Genomic DNA, 20,158 nt, shown 5'->3' on the forward strand with positions numbered 1-20,158 from the left:
ACCGGTAGAGTTTGAAAAGCGTTACGCAGCGAGCCTTGAGAGTGTCTAGAAAACCCGGGGCGATTCATCCTGCACCAGCAGGTAAAGAGCATTGATGATGTGGGAGATGTCTTTGAGGTCGGCGTGTTCGTAGGTAAGGCAGGTGAAGGTTTCCAGTAAGTCGGTGGCAGCGCGGATGCGCTGGTGTGCGGCGGACTGGATGTCTTCGGCGGTGGCTTCAGTGTCGATGACGAGAGGGTGGGTGTTGGTGAAATTGGTGCGCAGAAGGCGATAGCGATTTTCGGACGGATTTATAGCGTTCATTTATTTGAATCTCTGTGTAGTTAGAGGACCGCCATCATCGTGACCAAGCGATGGGTGGCGGACTGTGTCCAGGTTGGTCAACCGGCAGAGATTCACCCGGCACGCCCGAAGGCGTCCCAAACACAGCCGCCATGAAGCGTGTGGGCACAGGAGTGCCTACGACATCTGAAGGTGCGTATGTGAACTCTGTATCGGGTGACCAAACCCGATCGCTGATTGTGCAGCGAGGGGCGAACTATAGGTGGGTGGGGTGGGATGGTGCAATACAGGCAAGAGGCTGTTTAGCGAGGTACGCTGATACACCGCTCAAAAATCGCCTCAAGCCCCCGATAATCACACGCCACCGCATCAATGTTCGCCGGTATCCACGCCGCTTGTTTCACCAGCCACCAATTCACTGAAAAACCGGCATTCACAATGATCTGTTCGAACAAAATCCGCTGCGCGCGGCCATTGCCTTCACGAAAGGGGTGGATGACGTTGAGGTCGCCATAAGCCTCGGCAATCAGCGGCACCAGTTCAGCCTGGGTCGCGCCTACATACCAATTGCCTTGTTCCATATGCCGAATGATTTTCGCCGCTTCCGGCGGAATGCGTTTCGGCGTGCAGAACAGGGTATCGCCTTTCTGGATGTTGACGCTGCGCAGCTCCCCGGCCCAGTCGTAGATATCGCCGAACAGGGTGCGGTGGATGTGTTGCAGTCGTTCGAGGCCGTAAGGCGGAGGATAGAGTGGGAGGCTGCCTACAGCAATTTCGGATAGTTCGCGCTCGGCTTGATGCAGGAGTATTTCATCGCGCAAATCGAGGCGGTTGCGCAGGACACCGCTATCGGGGTAGCAGTACGGATCCTGGCCCACCCCGTATTTGTCGAGCATCAGTGCGGAATTTTGCGGTACTTGGCGAGGACGGCTTCGCGGGTCGGCAGGGGTTTGTCGACATCGGCCGGTTGGGTGTCGAACCCTTCCAGGCGCAGGCTTGCCAAGTAATTGGAACGACGGATCTTGTGGTAATGATCCTGTTTTTGCTCAAACGTCGGTTCGCTCATTGCAGCGTACTCCTGGGTCGCAAGGGTTGATTGTAGCGCAATGCGTCAAAGGGTAGGCGGGATAAAACCACATCAAACTGGATCGTCCCTACGCGCAGCACGACGAGCGAGCTGTTGGGTAAAACCTCGCACTTCGGCCCAAGGCCATCCTCCAGGCTGTGTATCATCCTGTCTCTTTTTTCCTTGTGACCTTTCTCGATTCGCTGAGCGCGCTGGTCTATGTTTTGGGCTCGTTTCAGCGGTCAATGGAGTGACAGCTTATGCACAACACCCTCCAGCAGGTCTTTGGTTATCCACAGTTTCGTTCGGGCCAGGAAGAGGCGGTCAGCGCCGTACTGGCCGGTCGTTCGGCCGCTGCTATTTTCCCCACCGGTTCGGGCAAGTCGTTGTGTTATCAGCTGTCGGCGGTGCTGTTGCCGCACCTGACGCTCGTGGTGTCGCCGTTGTTGGCGTTGATGCAGGACCAGCTGGGTTTCCTGCAACGCCATGGCATTTGCGCTGGCAGTATTGATTCGGCGCAGAGCCGCGAGGACGCCAATGATGTGATGGCCCGGGCGCGTTCGGGCGAGCTGAAAATTCTGATGATTTCCGTGGAGCGCCTGAAGAACGAGCGCTTCCGTAACTTTCTGCAAAGCGTGCAGATTTCGTTGCTGGTGGTGGACGAGGCGCACTGTATTTCCGAGTGGGGCCACAACTTCCGTCCGGACTATTTGAAGCTGCCGGACTACCAGCGTCAGTTCAATATCCCACAAGCGCTGCTGCTGACGGCTACAGCCACGCCCAAGGTGATTGCCGACATGCAGGCGAAGTTCGCCATTGCGCCGGACGATGTCATCACCACAGGCTTCTACCGGCCCAATCTCAACCTGCTGGTAGAGCCGGTGAGCGGGCATGACAAACGTCGGCGCCTGGTCGAATGGATGAGCGAGCGAGCCAATCAGCCAAGTATCGTCTACGTCACCTTGCAGAAAACTGCTGAGCAGATCGCCGAACATCTGAACCGCAACGGCATTCAGGCCGAGGCTTATCACGCCGGTTTGCCCCACGACAAACGCGAGGGTATCCAGCAGCGTTTCATGGGTGGGCGCTCCAATTGCATCGTCGCCACCATCGCATTCGGCATGGGCATCGATAAAAGTGACATCCGCAATGTGGTGCACTTCGACCTGCCTAAATCCATTGAGAACTACAGCCAGGAAATCGGCCGTGCAGGGCGGGACGGGCAGCCGTCCGATTGCCTGGTGCTGGCCAACCGCGACAGCCTCAATGTGCTGGAAAACTTTGTGTACGGCGACACGCCGGAACAGGCGGGCATTCTCCGTGTGCTGGAGGAGTTGCAGGCGGCGCGCGGCGAGGGGCAGTGGGAGTTCCTGTTGAGGTCGCTGTCGGACCACAGCAACATCCGCGAGCTGCCACTGAAGACGCTGCTGGTGCAGTTGGAGCTCAAGGGCGTGATTGCGCCGCGTTATGCTTTTTACGCCGAGTACCGCTTCAAGTACCTGATCGAACCCGAGGCCTTGCTGGCGCGTTTCTCCGGCGAGCGACAGCAGTTTGTCGCGGCGATCATTGAGGTATGCAGTCGCGCCAGAACCTGGGCGACCGTGGATTTCGACGCGCTGTACCAGCAGCACAATGCCGAGCGCAGCCGGGTGGTGAAAGCGCTGGATTACTTCCAGGAGCAGGGTCTGATCGAGCTGGAAAGCAAGCAGATGACGGAGGTTTACAGCTTGCTGCACACCGAGTTCGATCCACAGGCGTTGAGCGAGGAGTTATACACAGGCTTCAAGCAGCACGAGGTGAAGGAGGTGGCGCGGATCCATGCCATGCTCGATCTGTTTGCCACCGAAGAATGCCTGGGCCAGCGTTTGGCCCACTACTTTGGCGATGAAAATGCGCCGCTGCGCTGCGGGCATTGCTCGGTATGTCATGGCCACGTGGCGCATTTACCGCCGCCGCCGAGTTTGCCAGCGCTCGTGGATAAAAACTTCATGGCGCTGTGCGGTGATTTTATCCACAGGCATCATGAGCACACCGGGCAACTGCCGGGCGCGGAGCGATTGACACGATTCCTCGGTGGTATCAGCGTGCCGCTGTTCACCAAGTTGAAGGCGCGGGGTATTCCGGGATTCGCTGCGCTGGAGGCGTATCCCTACGCCGAGGTGCGTGAATGGGCCCAAGCCCATCTGAATGACCTGTAAATCCACTCATGAGAGCTGCACATGTCTGATTCGATGCCGCAACGCGCTGACTACCGTCACTTCCAACCGATCATCACGCGTTGGCACGATAACGATGTGTATGGTCACGTGAACAATGTCACCTACTACAGCTTCTTCGACACGGCGGTGAATACTTACCTGATTGAAGAGGGGGGGTTGGATATTCACGACGGTGAAGTGGTGGGGTTTGTGGTGAGTTCGGCGTGCGATTACTTTGCGTCGATCGCGTTTCCCGATCGCATAGAGATTGGCCTGCGCGTGGGCAAGTTGGGTAACAGCTCGGTGCAGTATGAGTTGGCGGTGTTCAAGTCAGGCGAGGAGGATGCCTGTGCGGCGGGGCGCTTTGTGCACGTCTTTGTGGACCGGGCGTCGAACCAGCCGGTGACGATTCCGGGGCGATTGCGCGAGGCGTTGCAGCGACTGGTGGTGTGACGCAGCCATTGTGACCAATGAGGCTCAAATGTGGGAGCTGGCTTGCCTGCGATAGCGGTGGTTCAGGTTTAGTTGCGCTTCCTGACCCAACGCTATCGCGGGCAAGCCCGGCTCACACAGGGAGTTTCCGTGTGCCTTGGACCGTTGGCTTAACGGTGACGGTAGTGATGCTTGTTCTTGCGATGCCCGTACGCATGGCCACGGCCACGATGGTCATCACGGTCATAACGACGGTTATCCCGCCCGCGATAGCGACGGTCGTCGTCATCGCTCTTGTTGCCCATGTAGTTGCCCAGCGCGCCACCCGCACCGCCGCCTGCGGCTGCACCGATCAGGCTGCCGGTGTTGCCGCCCATGCTGCGGCCCACCACGTTGCCGCCTGCCGCGCCGAGTGCGCCGCCAATGGCTGCTTCACCACGGCTGCGCTTGTCAGCGCCGACTGCACTGCCGCCCGCGCCGCCCAGCGCCGCGCCGATGGCCGAACCGGTGTTACCGCCGACCTGCTGGCCAACAACCGAACCTAGAACCCCGCCCAATGCGCCGCCCACACCGGCTTCGGTGGTGCCACCGGCCATGGCTGCGCCACTGACCAGGCCAAGGGACAACAAGAGAATCGAGGAAAACTTCATAGAGAGACCTCAAGAGGATGACGGCGCGATCCTGAGGTTGTATCGGGATGCTGACAATCGAAAACCGACCAGTGGTACAGGTTGTATACAATTCTCTAAGTTGCTGTTTTGTATGGGGAACTTAAGTGGTTTTTGCGAGTCTTTAACTACTTCGGAACGGCCGCTTTTATGCAAAAGCGGCCTTTTTTGTGCGTTGGATTTTTCGTAGTCGTGGCGAACGGCTTGTTGTGGCGAGCGGGTTTCGGTCAGGCCGAGCGTGCCATGATCAAGCCGGTCGCACTCGCTGCTTCCAGACGGATCGCCACAAACTTCGATGTCGGCGTATGGCTGCCATCACCGGTGCTCTCCAGCGGCACCAGCGGGTTCACTTCCGGGTAGTAAGCGGCTGCCTGCCCCGCCGGAATATCAAACGCCAGCAACGTAAAGCCCTTCACTCGGCGTTCACGGCCATCTTCCCACAGCGAAACGATGTCGGCTTTCTGCCCGGGCTTGAAGCCCAGGCGGATGATGTCGGCTTCATTCACGAACAACACGTCACGCTGACCTTTCACGCCACGGTAGCGGTCGTCCAAGCCGTAAATGGTGGTGTTGTACTGATCGTGAGAGCGCATCGACTGCATGATCAGGTCCGGCACCCGGCCCGTGGCGTGGGTGCGTTCGTGGATCAGGTCTTTGGGCAGCACGTTCGGGCGGAAATTGGCGCGGCCCGAGGGCGTGTTCCAGCGGCGTGCGCCGGCGGAGTTGCCCAGGTAGAAACCGCCCGGGTGTTTGATGCGCTCGTTGAAGTCCTTGAAGCCTGGGATGGTGTCGGCGATCAGGTCGCGGATGCGCCCGTAGTCGGCGACCAGCCAGTTCCAGTCCACCGGTTTGCTGCCCAGGGTTGCGGCAGCAATGCCGGCAAGAATCGCAGGCTCGGATTTCATCAGCTTCGACAGTGGCTGCAGTTGGCCGTTGGAGCCGTGAACCATACTGAACGAGTCTTCCACCGTGACCGCTTGCGGGCCGTCGGCCTGGATATCGATGTCGGTACGGCCCAGGCACGGCAGGATCAGCGCGTCTTTACCGTGCATCAAATGGCTGCGGTTGAGCTTGGTGCTGATCTGTACGGTCAGGTCGCAGCTGCGCAGCGCTTCAAAGGTGCGCGGGCTGTCGGGCGTGGCTTGGGCGAAGTTACCGCCCAGGCCGATAAACACTTTGGAGCGGCCTTCGAGCATCGCGTGGATGGCTTCCACGACGTTATGCCCATTGTGGCGCGGCACCTGGAACTGGAAGCGCCGTTCCAGGGAATCGAGAAAGGCCACCGGTGGGCGTTCGTTGATGCCCATGGTGCGGTCGCCCTGCACGTTGCTGTGGCCGCGCACCGGGCACAGGCCGGCGCCTGGGCGGCCGATGTTGCCGCGCAGCAGCATCAGGTTGGCGATTTCCTGGATGGTCGGCACTGAGTGGCGATGCTGAGTGATGCCCATCGCCCAGCACATGATCACGTTCTTGCCTTTGGCGTACATGCGCGCCGCTTGCTCGATCTCAACCAGGGTCAGGCCGGACTGCTCGACGATCTCATCCCACGAGGTGTCATCGATCTGGCCCAGGTACTCCAGTACGTTGGTGGTGTGCTCGTTGAGGAAGTCGTGATCGAACACGGCTTCTTTGCCTTCGGCCTGGGCCTGGCGTTCCCACAGCAGCAGGAACTTGGCCATGCCGCGCAGGATGGCCATGTCGCCGCCCAGTGCCGGGCGGAAGTAGGCGGTGTTGGTCGGCTTGTCGCCGTTGGTGAGCATTTCCAGCGGGTGTTGCGGGTGCTGGAAGCGTTCCAGGCCGCGCTCTTTCAGCGGGTTGATGCACACCACCTGAGCGCCGCGTTTAACTGCCTCACGCAACGGTTCGAGCATGCGCGGGTGGTTGGTGCCGGGGTTCTGGCCCCATACGAAAATCGCATCGGCGTGCTCGAAATCGTCAAAGGTCACCGTGCCTTTGCCCACGCCCACGCTTTGCGCCAGGGCTACGCCGCTGGCTTCGTGGCACATGTTCGAGCAGTCCGGGAAGTTGTTGGTGCCATAGGCGCGCACAAACAGCTGATACAGGTACGCCGCTTCGTTGCTGGCGCGGCCCGAGGTGTAGAACTCGGCCATGTCCGGGCTTGGCAGTGCGTTGAGGTGCTTGCCGACCAGGTCGAACGCCGCTTCCCAGCTGATGGGTGTGTAGCGGTCAGTTTCGGCGTCATAGCGCATCGGCTCGGTCAGGCGGCCCTGGTATTCCAGCCAATAGTCGCTTTGCTCCAGCAGTGCGGTGACGCTGTGCTTGGCAAAAAATGCGGCATCCACGCGTCGTTTGGTGGCTTCCCAGTTGACCGCCTTGGCGCCGTTTTCGCAGAACTTGACCATGCCGCTTTCCGGCGAGTCGCCCCAGGCGCAGCCCGGGCAGTCGAAACCGCCGTTCTGGTTGGTCTTGAGCATCATGCGCAGGTTTTTCAGCGCGTTGTCGCTGGTCAACCAGGCCTGCGCCACGCTGATCAGCGCGCCCCAGCCGCCAGCCGGACCTTTGTAGGGCTTGTAGCGCGGAGTCGGGGTTTGGTCGGCTTGGTGGTGCTGGCTCATGACTGGTTCTCCATCGCAGGGCTGTAGACCCGCGGCGCACTTTTCTGCGGCAGGTGGATGAGATTGAGGTTGTGTCGGCGGGCCCATTGCAAGGCGAGGCCGGTGGGCGACGACAGGCTGACCAAGGTCTGGATGCCTGCGCGCAGAACTTTCTGAATTAATTCGAGGCTGCAGCGACTGGTGACAATCGCCAGGCCGCCGTCGGTCGGAATCTTTTGGCGGATCAAGGCGCCGATCAACTTATCCAGGGCGTTATGCCGGCCGATGTCTTCGCGGCCCATCAGCAATTCGCCCTGATTATTCATAAATACCGCCGCATGCACTGCGCCGCTGTACTGGCCCAACGGCTGGAACGCGCTGATGCGCTGGCGCAGGCCGTCGAGCCATTCGGCAGGTGGTAAAGGCGCGCCGGGCAGCACTTGAAGGTCTGGCAGGGCTTGCTCCACCGCCTCGACACCGCACAAACCGCAGCCACTGGTGCCTGCCAATTGGCGGCGCTGCTGCTTGAGGTTCCAGAAGGCACGGCTGGAAATTTGCACCTGAGCGTACTGGGCGGAGCCCGAACCGCTGAGTTTCAAGTCATATATGTCGCTAGCGTCGGCGATAATGCCGCTGCCGATGCTGAAGCCGACGATAAAATCTTCCAGGTCCGTTGGCGTCACCAACATGACCGCCTGGCTGATGTCGTTATAGGCAATCGCCAACGCCACTTCTTCCGCCAACGCTGTGCTGGCGACTTCTGTGTGTTCGAGGTTGCAAAACTGGTAGCTCTGGCTGGAGGCGGGCGCGGGCGTTTCGAGGGCGGGGGCCGCGCAGACTGGGCGCTTGGCGTTCATGTGGCAGTACCACCGGCGGATTGATCAGTGTTTAGACTAGGCGCGACAAAGGGTCGCGTCTAATCGCCAGTACTGATCTATCGATAGATGGCGTCGATCAAGGCTCTTGCTGCGATTTTTGAAACAGCGCGAAACAGGCTTCCGCCAATGCCGAACGCGGTGCGCTGCGACGCATGATCAGCCCCAGGCGAGCCAATGTGTGAGCGTCTTCAATGGGTTGCAGGCGCAGGTGCTCAGTCAGTGCATCCAGGCCGCCGTCCAGTGGCATCACCGCGCAGCACAGGCCGCCGTGCACGGCTTGTAACAATTGATGCACCGCATCGGTTTGCAGCAGCGGTTGCGGGTGGAGCCCGCGACTGTGGAAGTTGTGGTCGATGGACTGACGGAAATGCATGCCGCTGGTGAGCATGCCCAGCGGGAGTTCGATCAGCGCTTCCCAGCTCAACGGCTTGTCGCCGAAGCTGAAAAAACGTTGGTCGTAGAGCAGGCCCATGCGGGTTTCGCCCAAGGCCAGCGAGTCGAAGCGCTCGTTATCCAGGCGCTCCAGGTAGGACACGCCGAGGTCCAGACGGTTGCTCGCCAGCTGTTCGAGGATTTGCTCGGAGCTCAATGCCGACAGTTCAAAGCGCAGGCTCGGATGCTCTTCGTGCAGTTGCTTCATCAAGGCCAAGGGATCGAAGCTCGACAACGGCACCACACCCAGGCGCAAGGTGCCGACCAGATTGCCGCGACAGGCCGCCGCTTCGGCCTGCAAGCCGTCATAGGCCGCCAGCACCGTACGCGCCCACGCCAGCACGCGTTCGCCCGGCGCGGTAAAGCCTTCAAAGCGCTGGCCACGATTGACCAGCGGCAAGTCCAGCTCTTCTTCCAGGTTACGCAAGCGCATCGACAGGGTCGGCTGGGTGATATGGCAGCGCGCGGCCGCCTGGCCGAAGTGGCGCGTCTCGTCGAGGGCGATGAGGAATTTCAGCTGTTTGATGTCCATCTTCGCTCCGGGCTTATTCCAATGGCGGGGGATTCTAGCGCGTTTGGGTCTTTGGTCGGCCTGGAACCCAAGACAGCAGGACTGGTCTAGTCTTGGGCATCTGGAACTTAAAAACCCAAGGAGAGCGCACCATGAGTATTTTTAGCTTTGTTAAGGAAGCAGGCGAGAAGCTTATTGACCTGTTGACGCCGGGTAACGCCAACGCAAGTGATGAGTTGAAGAAGCACATCAGCGATGTCGGGCTCGGAAACCCGAATATCACCGCAACCGTTGATGGCGACAAGGTCACCGTGAAGGGTGAAGTTGCCACTCAGGAAGAGAAAGAAAAAATCATCCTGGCTGCAGGCAACATCGCAGGTGTTGGCAGTGTAGAAGACCAGATCACCGTGACCGGCCCGGCTGTGACAGCTGCCCGTTTCGTCGTCGTGAAAAAGGGCGATACGCTGAGCGCGATTTCCCTGGCGGTGTACGGCAACGCCAACCAGTACAACAAGATCTTTGAGGCCAACAAGCCATTGCTCAAAGATGTGAACAAAATTTACCCAGGGCAGACACTGCGCATTCCTGAGTAATACGCGGGCCCAACGGTGGGAGCGGGTTTGTGTGGGAGCTGGCTTGTCTGCGATAGCATCACCTCGGTGTCATTGATAAACCGAGGTGCCGATATCGCGGGCAAGCCCGGCGCCCACACAAGCCCGCTCCCACTTTTGATTAGAGCCCGGCGATCAGATCCCGGTAATCCCCCACCGCCGCAAACTCTGCCGTGTCCTTTGGCCCCTTCTTGCTGTCCGGTTCTTTCACTGCCAGCAGATGCCCCACGCCAAAATCGCGCGCGCTGCGCAGGATCGGCAAGGTGTCATCGATAAACAGGCTGCGGGCCGGGTCGAAGTGGATGTCGGCGTGCAGGGCTGCCCAGAATTGTGGGTCTTCCTTGGGAAAACCATAGTCATGGGAGCTGATCAACCGCTCGAAATACGGCGCCAGTTCAATGCGTTCCAACTTCAAAGACAGCGAATCACGATGCGCGTTGGTGACCAGAATCACGCGCTTGCCGGCCTGTTTGATCGCCGCCAGAAAGGTATCCGCGTCCGGGCGCAGGGCAATCAGGTGGGCCGTTTCCAGCTTGAGTTCGCGCACCGGAATATTCAGCTCCGTGCTCCAGAAATCCAGGCAATACCATTGCAACTGTCCCGCGTTACGCTCGAACAGTGGCTGCAATTCCATATCGGCCATGGCCCGGCTCACGCCGTGCAGCTCGGCGTAGCGCTGGGGCAGGTGCGCCATCCAGAAATGGTTGTCGAAATGCAGGTCGAGCAAGGTGCCGTCCATGTCCAGCAGGACGGTGTCGATGGCGTGCCAGGGCAAAGAGGGCATGGGGTGTTCTCATGTAAGTAAAGATATCCGACACAGACAATCGGAAAAGCCACGGTATAGTAACCCGATCACGCCAAGGAGCCGCTTATGCGCCAGAAACCCACCGTCCTCGCCCGCGAAATAGTCGCCAGTAGCCGTTTGTTCCGCGTGGAGGAAGTGCAATTGCGCTTTTCCAATGGCGTTGAACGGACCTACGAGCGCCTGGTAGGCCGCGGTGCCGGCTACGGCGCGGTGATGATCGTGGCGATGATTGACGACGATCATGCGTTGCTGGTGGAAGAGTACTGCGGCGGCACCGATGAATATGAGGTGTCGTTGCCCAAGGGGCTGATCGAACCCGGCGAAGACGTACTGGCGGCGGCCAACCGTGAACTCAAGGAAGAGGCCGGTTATGGCGCGCGTCAGTTGGAACACATTACCGAATTGTCGTTGTCGCCCGGCTACATGAGCCAGAAAATCCAGGTGGTGTTGGCCACCGATCTGTACGAAGAGCGCCTGGAAGGCGATGAGCCTGAGCCGATGCGGGTTGATCGGGTTAACCTGCGCGAGCTGTCGCAGCTTGCGCAAAATGAGCAGTTCAGCGAGGGGCGCGCCCTGGCGGCACTGTATCTGGTACGAGACCTGTTGATCCAGCGTGGAGCGTTTATCGCATGAGCGAACTGTTTTTAGGCCACCCGTTTATTGCCCCTGTGATTGAGCTGGCCCGTCAGGCCGGTGAAGTGATCCTGCCGTATTGGCGCGCCGACGTGGCAGTCACCTCCAAGTCGGATGACTCGCCGGTGACGGCAGCGGACCTGGCCGCTCACCATCTGATTCTCGCCGGCCTTACCGCGCTCGACCCGAGCATTCCGGTGCTGTCCGAAGAAGACGCGGATATCGACCAGAGTGTGCGTGCGGGCTGGCAGCGCTGGTGGCTGGTTGATCCGTTGGATGGCACCAAGGAATTTATCTCTGGCAGCGAAGAGTTCACCGTCAATATCGCTTTGATCGAACAAGGCCGCGTGGTGTTTGGCGTGGTATCGATGCCCACCAGTGGCCGTTGCTACTTCGGTGGCGCGGGGCTGGGGGCGTGGCGTTCTGATGTGAACGAAGCACCCAAGCAGATACAGGTACGCCAGACGCCGGCAGCGGGTGAAGCCTTCACCGTGGTTGCCAGCCGTCGCCACAGCAGCCCTGAGCAGGAGCGCCTGCTGCACGGCTTGAGCGAAGGCCTGGGAGCGTTGAAGCTGGCGAATATCGGCAGCTCGCTGAAATTCTGCCTGTTGGCCGAAGGCAGTGCCGATTGCTACCCACGTTTGGCGCCGACGTCGCAGTGGGACACCGCAGCGGCCCAGGGCGTGTTGGAAGGCGCGGGCGGCGAGGTGTTGGAGTTGAGTGGTGAGCCGTTCAGCTATCCGGCGCGTGAATCGTTGTTGAACCCGTTCTTTTTGGCGCTGCCGGCCAAGGCCGCATGGCGCGAGCGCTTGCTGACCCTGGCGAGATCTTGAGCCTGGCGTAGATTCAATGTGGGAATTGGCTTGCCTGCGATTTCAATAGATCAGCCACCAACGCTGTGACTGTCAGACCGCTATCGCAGCGTATCTACGTAAAACTTCCGATAACCGCAAAATAGTTAGCAGGCGAGCTTCCGTGGCGAGCGGGCTTGCCCCGCGTTGGGCTGCGAAGCGGCCCCAATAAGGACACCGCGCTCTGCTGATAGACCGCAGTTTCAGGTTTTAGGGCTGCTTCGCAGCCCAACGCGGGGCAAGCCCGCTCGCCACGGAGGGTGGTGTCGCCATTCGAGATTGTGTAGATACCGTGGTAATCCAGCTCTTATATTTTTTGGGGTGTGGCGGTTAACGGTGCAAGACGTACTGGCCAGTAAACGCCACCGCGCGCTCCTCACTCCCCTCATTCACAATCCACGTCTCCAGCGTCAGCCGCGCGCGACCATAACGGTTATACGTCGCCACAAAACGCTTCCACACCTTCTCCTCCGGCGCCCGGCACACCACCGTCGCATCCCGTGTGACGGGCAGCGGATAGCTGATCTGCCCTTCCTGAATCACGATATGCCCGTCTTCCACGCCTTCTTCGCGCAATTGCAGGTGCAGCCAGCCCCAGCCCGCCAGCACGGCGCCGCAATACAGGCTGCCGCCAAACATGGTGCTCTTGTGGTTGATATTGGCTTGCAAGGGCAGGTGCAGCTGCAATTGGCCGTGTTGCCAGTCGAGCACCTTGAGGCCCATTTCTCGGGTAAGCGGGATGTCGTGGTGCAGGATGGATTCCAGGTAACGGCTGTCGCGGCTCATGGCGGCCTCTTGGTGAGTGGGCGGGGTCATTCGTCGTCGGCGCTGTGGCTGGCGCTGTCGGCGAAGTTAAGGCCGTGCTTGCGCAGTTTGTCGTGCAGGGTTTTGCGCGGTATGCCCAAGGCTTCGGCGAGGCTGCGCACCGAGCTGTGAGGGCGGGTCAGTTCAGCGGCGATCAGGCTTTTTTCGAACTGCTCGACTTGTTCGCTCAGACCGCCCGGCGTAGAGGTCAGGACGCCAGCGGCAGGGTTGTCCGCCGTGGCGTCCAGTGCCAGCTCGAGCCCCAGGGCAAAGCGCTCTGCCGCATTCTGCAGTTCGCGCACATTGCCGGGCCAGCTATGGCGCAGCAGCAGCGCGCGCTGGCCCGGTTGCAGTTCGTTAAGCGGCAGGGCGTGACGGCTGCTGGCCTCGTCGGCAAAGTGTTGAAACAGCATCAAGGCATCCTCGCCGCGCTCGCGCAACGGTGGAATGCGCAGCGGTGCGACATTGAGGCGGTAATACAAATCGGCGCGAAAGCGGCCCTGATCGGCAGCCTTGCGCAGATCTTCCTTGGTGGCAGCGATGATGCGGATATCCAGCGGGATCAGTTGATTGCCCCCCAGGCGTTCCACCACGCGCTCCTGCAGCAGGCGCAACAGCTTGACCTGCACGTCCAGGCTCATGCTTTCGATTTCATCGAGAAACAGCGTGCCGCCGTTGGCGAATTCGAATTTGCCGATACGGCGTTTCTGCGCGCCGGTAAATGCCCCCGGCTCATGGCCGAACAGCTCGCTCTCGACCACCGATTCCGCCAGGGCGCCGGCGTTGATCGCCACAAATGGTCCGCTGCGTCGGCTGGACAGGTCGTGCAGCGCGCGCGCCACCACCTCTTTGCCGGCGCCGGTTTCGCCGAGGATCAGCACGTCGGCACGGGTCGCGGCCAGGGCGCCGATCTGCTCGCGCAGGCGCAGCATTTGCGGCGAATGCCCGACCAGGCGCGTGCTCAATTGCTGACGGTCACTGAGGGCCAGGCGCAGGCTGCGGTTGTCCAGCACCAGGCGGCGCAGGGCCAGGGCGCGGCGCACGCTGTCGAGCAGGGCATCGCTGGCGAAGGGTTTTTCAAGAAAGTCATAGGCGCCGGCCCGCATGGCTTGCACCGCCAGCGGCACGTCGCCGTGGCCGGTGATCAACAGCACTGGCAGTTCCGGGTCCTGGCCGTGCAGTTCGGCGAGCAACTCCAGGCCGTCCATGCCGGGCATGCGGATGTCGCTGACCACCACGCCCGGCCAGTCCCGCGACAGGCGCGCAGTGAGGCCGGTGGCTTCGCCCAGGGTCAGGACGTTCAGCCCGGCCAGGTCCAGGGTCTGGCACAGGGCCTGACGCAGGTGTGGATCGTCGTCGATCAACACCACCTGAATCTGGTTATCGATACTCATACACTGCGGTCCTCGGACGGTTGCAGACTGACGCCCGGCGAGCCGGCACGCAATTTCAAGGTTAACAGCGCGCCGCCTTCCTTGTGGTTGGCAAACAGTAATTCGCCACCAAAGGCACGCATCAACGTGTCACAAATTGCCAGCCCCAGCCCGAGGCCCTGAGTACGCGTCTTGGTGGTATAGAACGGCTCGCTGGCGCGGCCCAGGGCTTCCATGCAAAAACCTGGACCGTTGTCGCGAATGTACAGGTTGACGCCCTGTTCGGTGGTTTGGGCACTCAACCAGAGTTTGCGCGGCGGGCCTTTTTCGGTAAGGGCGTCGAGGGCGTTGGCCAGCAAGTTGCCAAGTACCTGGCGCAGACGGGTTTCGCCGGCTTGTACCCACAGGGTTGCTTCTGGCAAATCACGGATCAGCTCGACTTCCATCGAGCGTCGCCGCTTGGCCAGCAACGCCAGTGCATCGTCCAGCGCCGGTTGCAGGGCCACGCTTTCCGGTGCGTGGCGGTCGCGACGGGCGAACGCGCGCAGATGCGCGATGATCGAGGCCATGCGCCCGGTCAGTTCGCTGATCAGTTTGAGATTGCCGCGAGCGTCATTGGTGCGCTCGTGGTCGAGCAGGATCTCGGCGTTTTCTGCATAGCTGCGAATCGCCGCGAGCGGCTGATTGAGTTCGTGGCTGATGCTCGCCGACATGGTCCCCAACGCTGACAGTTTGCCGGCTTGCACCAGGTCGTCCTGGGCGCGAACCAGCTCCTGCTGGGCGTGTTCGCGCTCAAGCACTTCCTGTTTCAGGCGCCGGTTGAGGCCTTCAAGGTCGCTGGTGCGCTCGATCACGCGGGCTTCCAGTTCGCGGCGCGCCTTGGCTTCAAACGCGATGCGTTCCAGATAATGGCGACGGCGCTGCATCATCAAGCCCAGCAGCAGCATCAGTACCAGCAACGTGGCGCCGCCGACCGCTACCACCGTGCGCACCGGGCGATTGATCAGCGAGCGCGGCGCCAGAATTTCCACTGTCCAGCCGGTTTCGGCAATGGCCGAGGATTGGCGCAGCCACGCCGTCGTACTCAAGGCCAGCGGCTGTGGGTCGCGCGTTGGGTAGGGCTGGATCGCGATGATGGCTTGGCGCTCTTCGGCAGTCAGCGGCCGTGTCGCACGGAATCGCCATTGCGGGCGCGAGGTAAGGATCACCACGCCGTTGTGGTCCGTCACCAGCAGTTGTTCCGGGGTTTTGCCCCACAGGCTTTCGGTATGGTCCAGGTCGACCTTGACCACCAGCACGCCGATGATCTTCTCGCCATCGCGCACGGCGGCAGCGAAGAAGTAGCCACGTTTGGCCGACGTGGTGCCCAGGCCGAAAAACCGGCCCAGGCGCCCGGCCATGGCTTCGCTGAAATAGGGGCGAAACGAGAAATTGCGCCCGACAAAGCTGTCCTGCTTGTCCCAGTTGGAGGCGGCGAGCGTTTTGCCGGTGGTGTCCATCAGGTACATCACTTCCACCCCGGCCTGGGCGGCGACGTTCTTGAGCAACAGGTTGGCGTTGACCAGGTTGGTGCTGACATCGGGCGCATCCAGCGCGGTGCGCAGGGCCGGCAAGTCACCCAGAATCTGGGGCAGTACTTCATAGCGGTGCAGGGTGCCGAGCAGGTTGGCGACGTAGAGGTCGAGGGTCTGGCGGTTTTGACTGGCCAGTTCGCTGCCGTAATAACGCTCGGCCAGGTGTTCCAGCGGCCACAGCAGCGGTGCCAGGCACAACGCCAACAGGGCGAGGCTGCGCCAGCGGGGTCTTCGCGGAAGGGGTGGAGTCATGGGAATCATGCGCCTGTGGGGACAGGCGCATTATGCCTAGCTGTGGTGCGTGATGCTGTTGTTATGCGATCAGGTCTTTTGGCTCGGTGTTACCCAGGCGCTCACCTTGATAGCTGCCGTCCTGGACGCGGCGGCACCAGTCGAGGTTATCGAGGTACCACTGCACCGTTTTGCGCAGGCCGGTTTCGAAGGTTTCTTCGGGCACCCAACCCAGTTCGTGCTCAATCTTGCTGGCATCGATCGCGTAGCGCTGATCGTGGCCCGGGCGATCCTTGACGAAAGTGATCAGGTCGGTGAATTTTTCCACGCCCGCCGGGCGATTGGGTGCCAGTTCTTCGAGCAGGCCACAAATGCCGCGTACCACGTCGATATTCTTCTGCTCGTTGTGGCCGCCGATGTTGTAGGTCTCGCCCACCACACCTTCGGTAACCACTTTGAACAGCGCGCGAGCGTGATCTTCGACGAACAGCCAGTCGCGCACTTGCAAGCCATCACCGTAGACCGGCAGTGGCTTGCCGGCGAGGGCGTTGAGGATGACCAGCGGGATCAGCTTTTCGGGGAAGTGGAACGGCCCGTAGTTGTTCGAGCAGTTGGTCAGCAGCACCGGCAAACCGTAAGTGCGCTGCCACGCGCGGACCAGGTGGTCGGACGCCGCCTTGCTGGCCGAGTACGGCGAGCTGGGCGCGTAAGGTGTGGTTTCAGTGAACAGGTCGTCCACGCCGTGCAGGTCGCCATAAACCTCATCGGTAGAGATGTGGTGAAAGCGAAACGCGCTCTTGGCCGGCTCTTCCAGCGTTTGCCAGTAAGCGCGAGTGGCTTCCAGCAGGCTGTAGGTGCCGACGATGTTGGTCTGGATAAAATCCGACGGGCCATCAATGGAGCGGTCTACGTGCGACTCGGCCGCCAGGTGCATGATTGCCTGAGGCTCAAAGCGCGCAATCACGGCGCTGACCGCGGCCTGGTCGATGATATCGGCCTGCACGAACTCATAGCGGCTATTGGACGCAATGCTGGTCAGCGATTCCAGGTTGCCAGCGTAGGTGAGTTTGTCCAGGTTGAGCACTTCGTGCTCGGTATTTTGAATCAGGTGACGAACCAGGGCGGAACCGATAAAACCGGCACCGCCGGTGATGAGAATACGCATGTCGAGGGCCTTTTCCTTAGACGAAGACTTGGCGAAGTTGGCATAGCTTGAGTTGTGAATCGGGACGGCGCAAGCCCGGTATACGTGAGGGGTTGATTAACGGCCCCGAACAATGGCGATATAGGCGCCTGAAAAAGCAGAGGTCACCACAATGTTGCTCGCCACATTGATCCATCGTGCCAGTTTGCCTTGCCCACAAATAAGCGCCGATCAAGCCGCGCAATTGCTCGAGCAACATTACGGTTTGACGGGCGCGTTGCAGTCGCTGGGCAGCCAACAAGACCTCAATTACCGAGTTGACAGCGAGCGTGGCCGCTTTGTTCTGAAGATCTGCCGGGGCGACTACGCCGCCATTGAACTGCAGGCCCAGCACGCCGCCCTCAATGACCTGCAAGCGCACGTGCGCGTGCCCAAGGTGAACCGCGCACTGACCGGGGAAGACCTGCTGACCGTCACCGTGGGTGGGCAAACCGTGCACCTGCGGTTGTTGGACTATATTGACGGCCAGCCCCTGACGCATCTGCCGCACCTGGGCCGTGACGTGATCGCAGGCTTTGGTGAGTTGTGTGGACAGGTCAGCCGCGCACTGGAGCATTTCGAGCACCCGGGCCTGGACCGCACGTTGCAATGGGACCCGCGCGACGCCCATGCACTGATCACGCACCTGCTGGCCAACCTGGATAACCTGCCGCACCGCGACGCCATCGAGCGCGCGGCCAACCACGTACACACGCGCCTTCAGCCTTTGGCCGATCACCTGCCGTGGCAAGCCGTGCACCTGGACATCACCGATGACAACGTCGTCTGGCAGCGCGACGCCCAGCGGCATTGGCAGGTCCAGGGCGTAATTGATTTCGGCGATTTGGTGCACACCTGGCGCATTGCCGACCTGTCGGTGACCTGCGCGGCGCTGTTGCACCATGCCGATGGAGACCCCTTTGCCATCCTGCCGGCGATCCAGGCCTGCCACGCGGTGACGCCATTGCAGCGCGAGGAATTGCAGGCGTTGTGGCCGCTGATCGTGGCGCGCGCGGCGGTGCTGGTGCTCAGCAGCGAACAGCAGCAACGCCTTGATCCTGACAACACTTACCTGCTGAAAAATGCCGAGCATGAGTGGGAAATTTTTCATGTGGCGACCTCGGTGCCGTTTGCGCTGATGGAGGCGGCGATCCTGAGCTGTGTCGCAGAAGCGTTGCCGCCGATGGCCGACCAAGACTTCGCGCCGTTGCTGCCGGGCCTGGTGGGACGTGAGTTTGCGCTGATCGACCTGGGTGTACTCAGCCCGCATTTTGAGGCCGGCAATTGGGAGTTGCCCGGCATAGACCGCCGGTTGCTGGATGAAGCGGCGACCGTGCATGGGCTGGCGGCCAGCCGGTATGGGCAATACCGGTTGTCGCGAACGCGCGCCGACAGTGCCGTCGAGCCGCAGACTTTCCCGCTTCACGTGGAATTGCATCTGCCTCACGGCACCGTATTGGAAGCGCCCTTTGGCGGTACGTTGCGCCAAGGCGACGACGGTCTGCTGTGCTTGCATGACGCTCAACTGAGCCTGCGTGTCGGCGGCGTGAAAACCTCATTGAAACCGGGCTCGGTGCTGGTGAAGGGGCAACTGCTCGGTGAGGTGCACGCCCCGCTCACCGTACAGTTATGCCGTGCCGAGCTCGAGCCGCCATTGTTCTGCACGCCGTCCAGGGCGCCGGCGTGGCAAGCCCTCTGCCCGTCGCCGGCCACGTTGCTGGGGCTGGCCTGTGATGCCGAGCCGGAACTGGACCCCGAAGCTCTGCTGGCACGTCGGGATGCCAGTTTCGCTCGCTCGCAGAAGCACTATTACGTCGATCCGCCGCGCATCGAGCGCGGCTGGCGCAACCACTTGATCGACATGCAGGGCCGTTCCTACCTGGACATGCTCAACAACGTCGCCGTGCTGGGCCATGGCCACCCGCGCATGGCGGCGGTGGCGGCGCGGCAATGGGCGCTGCTCAACACCAATTCGCGCTTTCACTATGCGGCGATTGCCGAGTTTTCCGAGCGTTTGCTGGCATTGGCGCCAGAGGGCATGGACCGAGTGTTTCTGGTCAACAGCGGCACCGAGGCCAATGACCTGGCGATTCGCCTGGCCTGGGCCTACAGCGGCGGGCGCGACATGCTCAGCGTGCTGGAGGCGTACCACGGCTGGTCGGTGGCGGCGGATGCGGTGTCGACCTCGATTGCCGACAACCCGCAGGCATTGAGCAGCCGCCCGGACTGGGTGCACCCGGTGACCGCGCCGAATACCTATCGCGGCGAGTTCCGTGGGCAGGACAGTACGCCGGATTACGTGCGAAGCGTGGAACACAACCTGGCGAAAATCGCCGCGAGTAAACGCCAGTTGGCAGGGTTCATATGCGAGCCGGTCTACGGCAATGCGGGGGGCATTTCCCTGCCGCCGGGTTATTTGCAGCAGGTGTACGCGCGGGTGCGCGCCCAGGGCGGCGTGTGCATCGCCGATGAGGTGCAGGTGGGTTATGGGCGCATGGGCCACTTTTTCTGGGGCTTTGAAGAGCAGGGCGTGGTGCCGGACATCATCACCATGGCCAAGGGCATGGGGAACGGCCAACCGTTGGGCGCGGTGATCACCCGGCGCGAAATTGCCGAGGCGCTGGAGGCCGAAGGGTATTTCTTCTCGTCGTCGGGGGGCAGCCCAGTCAGCTGTCAGATCGGCATGGCTGTGCTGGACGTGATGCAGGAAGAAAAGCTGTGGGAAAACGCCCAGGTGGTGGGCGGGCATTTCAAGGCGCGCTTGGAGCAGTTGATCGATCGTCACCCGCTGGTCGGCGCTGTTCATGGCTCCGGCTTCTATCTGGGGCTGGAGTTGGTGCGTGACCGCCTTACCCTGGAACCGGCCACCGAAGAAACGGCGTTGCTGTGTGACCGGTTACGGGAGCTGGGGATTTTCATGCAGCCTACGGGTGACTACCTCAATATCCTCAAGATCAAGCCGCCGATGGTCACGTCCAAACGCAGCGTGGACTTCTTCGTCGACATGCTGTCGAAGGTGCTGGATGAGCAATTGTAATAGTCGATTGTTATCGGTTATCTGCCGTAATGCT

General features: G+C 61.0%; 18 protein-coding genes. 6 read left to right on the forward strand and 12 right to left on the reverse strand.

All coding sequences use genetic code 11. The features are described 5' to 3' along the window. Positions 1 to 45: 45 nt before the first annotated feature. The 3 genes from L8K08_RS16230 to L8K08_RS16240 form a co-directional block, all read right to left on the reverse strand. Positions 46 to 303, reverse strand: a complete 258-nt coding sequence (locus L8K08_RS16230; protein ID WP_242198665.1) for a hypothetical protein — start codon at positions 301 to 303, stop codon at positions 46 to 48. A gap of 281 nt (positions 304 to 584) precedes the next feature. Beyond that, complete coding sequence (locus L8K08_RS16235) at positions 585 to 1,178, reverse strand: putative adenosine monophosphate-protein transferase Fic (RefSeq protein ID WP_242198668.1); 594 nt, start codon at positions 1,176 to 1,178, stop codon at positions 585 to 587. Next, on the reverse strand, positions 1,178 to 1,348 hold the full coding sequence (locus L8K08_RS16240) for a YhfG family protein (protein ID WP_242198671.1): 171 nt from the start codon (positions 1,346 to 1,348) through the stop codon (positions 1,178 to 1,180). The genes L8K08_RS16235 and L8K08_RS16240 overlap by 1 nt, the downstream gene beginning before the upstream one ends. Before the next feature lie 260 nt (positions 1,349 to 1,608). Between L8K08_RS16240 and L8K08_RS16245 the strand changes: the two genes are divergently transcribed. Further along, positions 1,609 to 3,546, forward strand: a complete 1,938-nt coding sequence (locus L8K08_RS16245; protein ID WP_242198675.1) for a RecQ family ATP-dependent DNA helicase — start codon at positions 1,609 to 1,611, stop codon at positions 3,544 to 3,546. Between the two features lie 21 nt (positions 3,547 to 3,567). Then, the gene (locus tag L8K08_RS16250; protein ID WP_145159818.1) at positions 3,568 to 3,999 is read left to right on the forward strand and encodes a thioesterase family protein; all 432 of its coding nucleotides are present in this window, start codon (positions 3,568 to 3,570) and stop codon (positions 3,997 to 3,999) included. 149 nt (positions 4,000 to 4,148) lie between these two features. On the opposite strand, the gene L8K08_RS16255 is transcribed toward L8K08_RS16250, so the two are convergent. From L8K08_RS16255 to L8K08_RS16270, 4 genes are all read right to left on the reverse strand, one after another. Then, the gene (locus L8K08_RS16255; protein ID WP_145159820.1) at positions 4,149 to 4,628 is read right to left on the reverse strand and encodes a YMGG-like glycine zipper-containing protein; all 480 of its coding nucleotides are present in this window, start codon (positions 4,626 to 4,628) and stop codon (positions 4,149 to 4,151) included. Between the two features lie 245 nt (positions 4,629 to 4,873). Then, complete coding sequence (locus L8K08_RS16260) at positions 4,874 to 7,222, reverse strand: FdhF/YdeP family oxidoreductase (RefSeq protein WP_124416183.1); 2,349 nt, start codon at positions 7,220 to 7,222, stop codon at positions 4,874 to 4,876. Then, positions 7,219 to 8,058 carry a formate dehydrogenase accessory sulfurtransferase FdhD gene (gene fdhD / locus L8K08_RS16265; protein ID WP_242198678.1) on the reverse strand — a complete coding sequence of 280 codons (840 nt, stop codon included), beginning with the start codon at positions 8,056 to 8,058 and terminating at the stop codon, positions 7,219 to 7,221. The genes L8K08_RS16260 and fdhD overlap by 4 nt, the downstream gene beginning before the upstream one ends. Positions 8,059 to 8,155: 97 nt before the next feature. Then, entirely contained in the window at positions 8,156 to 9,043 is an 888-nt protein-coding gene (locus tag L8K08_RS16270) for a LysR family transcriptional regulator (protein ID WP_242198682.1), read from the reverse strand. A gap of 131 nt (positions 9,044 to 9,174) precedes the next feature. Here L8K08_RS16270 and lysM point away from each other — a divergent pair, with 131 nt between their 5' ends. Then, complete coding sequence (gene lysM, locus L8K08_RS16275; RefSeq protein ID WP_242198684.1) at positions 9,175 to 9,615, forward strand: peptidoglycan-binding protein LysM; 441 nt, start codon at positions 9,175 to 9,177, stop codon at positions 9,613 to 9,615. Between the two features lie 139 nt (positions 9,616 to 9,754). Here lysM and yrfG read toward each other — a convergent pair whose 3' ends face one another. Continuing rightward, positions 9,755 to 10,417, reverse strand: a complete 663-nt coding sequence (gene yrfG, locus L8K08_RS16280) for a GMP/IMP nucleotidase (protein ID WP_242198687.1) — start codon at positions 10,415 to 10,417, stop codon at positions 9,755 to 9,757. An 87-nt stretch (positions 10,418 to 10,504) separates the two neighbouring features. Between yrfG and nudE the strand changes: the two genes are divergently transcribed. Further along, positions 10,505 to 11,071 (forward strand): ADP compounds hydrolase NudE, encoded by a 567-nt coding sequence (gene nudE, locus L8K08_RS16285; protein WP_242198691.1) that lies wholly within the window; start codon positions 10,505 to 10,507, stop codon positions 11,069 to 11,071. Beyond that, entirely contained in the window at positions 11,068 to 11,904 is an 837-nt protein-coding gene (gene cysQ, locus L8K08_RS16290) for a 3'(2'),5'-bisphosphate nucleotidase CysQ (protein WP_145159830.1), read from the forward strand. The genes nudE and cysQ overlap by 4 nt, the downstream gene beginning before the upstream one ends. Before the next feature lie 348 nt (positions 11,905 to 12,252). On the opposite strand, the gene L8K08_RS16295 is transcribed toward cysQ, so the two are convergent. From L8K08_RS16295 to rfbB, 4 genes are all read right to left on the reverse strand, one after another. Next, positions 12,253 to 12,708 carry a thioesterase domain-containing protein gene (locus L8K08_RS16295; RefSeq protein ID WP_242198694.1) on the reverse strand — a complete coding sequence of 152 codons (456 nt, stop codon included), beginning with the start codon at positions 12,706 to 12,708 and terminating at the stop codon, positions 12,253 to 12,255. A 26-nt stretch (positions 12,709 to 12,734) separates the two neighbouring features. Then, positions 12,735 to 14,120, reverse strand: coding sequence for a sigma-54 dependent transcriptional regulator (locus tag L8K08_RS16300; RefSeq protein WP_242198697.1), 1,386 nt, complete (start codon positions 14,118 to 14,120; stop codon positions 12,735 to 12,737). Next, positions 14,117 to 15,925 carry an ATP-binding protein gene (locus tag L8K08_RS16305; protein WP_145159835.1) on the reverse strand — a complete coding sequence of 603 codons (1,809 nt, stop codon included), beginning with the start codon at positions 15,923 to 15,925 and terminating at the stop codon, positions 14,117 to 14,119. The genes L8K08_RS16300 and L8K08_RS16305 overlap by 4 nt, the downstream gene beginning before the upstream one ends. Before the next feature lie 61 nt (positions 15,926 to 15,986). Beyond that, positions 15,987 to 17,069, reverse strand: a complete 1,083-nt coding sequence (gene rfbB / locus L8K08_RS16310; RefSeq protein WP_145159837.1) for a dTDP-glucose 4,6-dehydratase — start codon at positions 17,067 to 17,069, stop codon at positions 15,987 to 15,989. Positions 17,070 to 17,220: 151 nt separating this feature from the next. Between rfbB and L8K08_RS16315 the strand changes: the two genes are divergently transcribed. Further along, positions 17,221 to 20,124, forward strand: coding sequence for an aminotransferase (locus tag L8K08_RS16315; RefSeq protein ID WP_242198700.1), 2,904 nt, complete (start codon positions 17,221 to 17,223; stop codon positions 20,122 to 20,124). The last annotated feature ends 34 nt before the right edge of the window (positions 20,125 to 20,158 follow it).

This window comes from Pseudomonas sp. TREG-RG-20F-10-E-6-01 (assembly GCF_022662455.1).
GTDB lineage: Bacteria > Pseudomonadota > Gammaproteobacteria > Pseudomonadales > Pseudomonadaceae > Aquipseudomonas.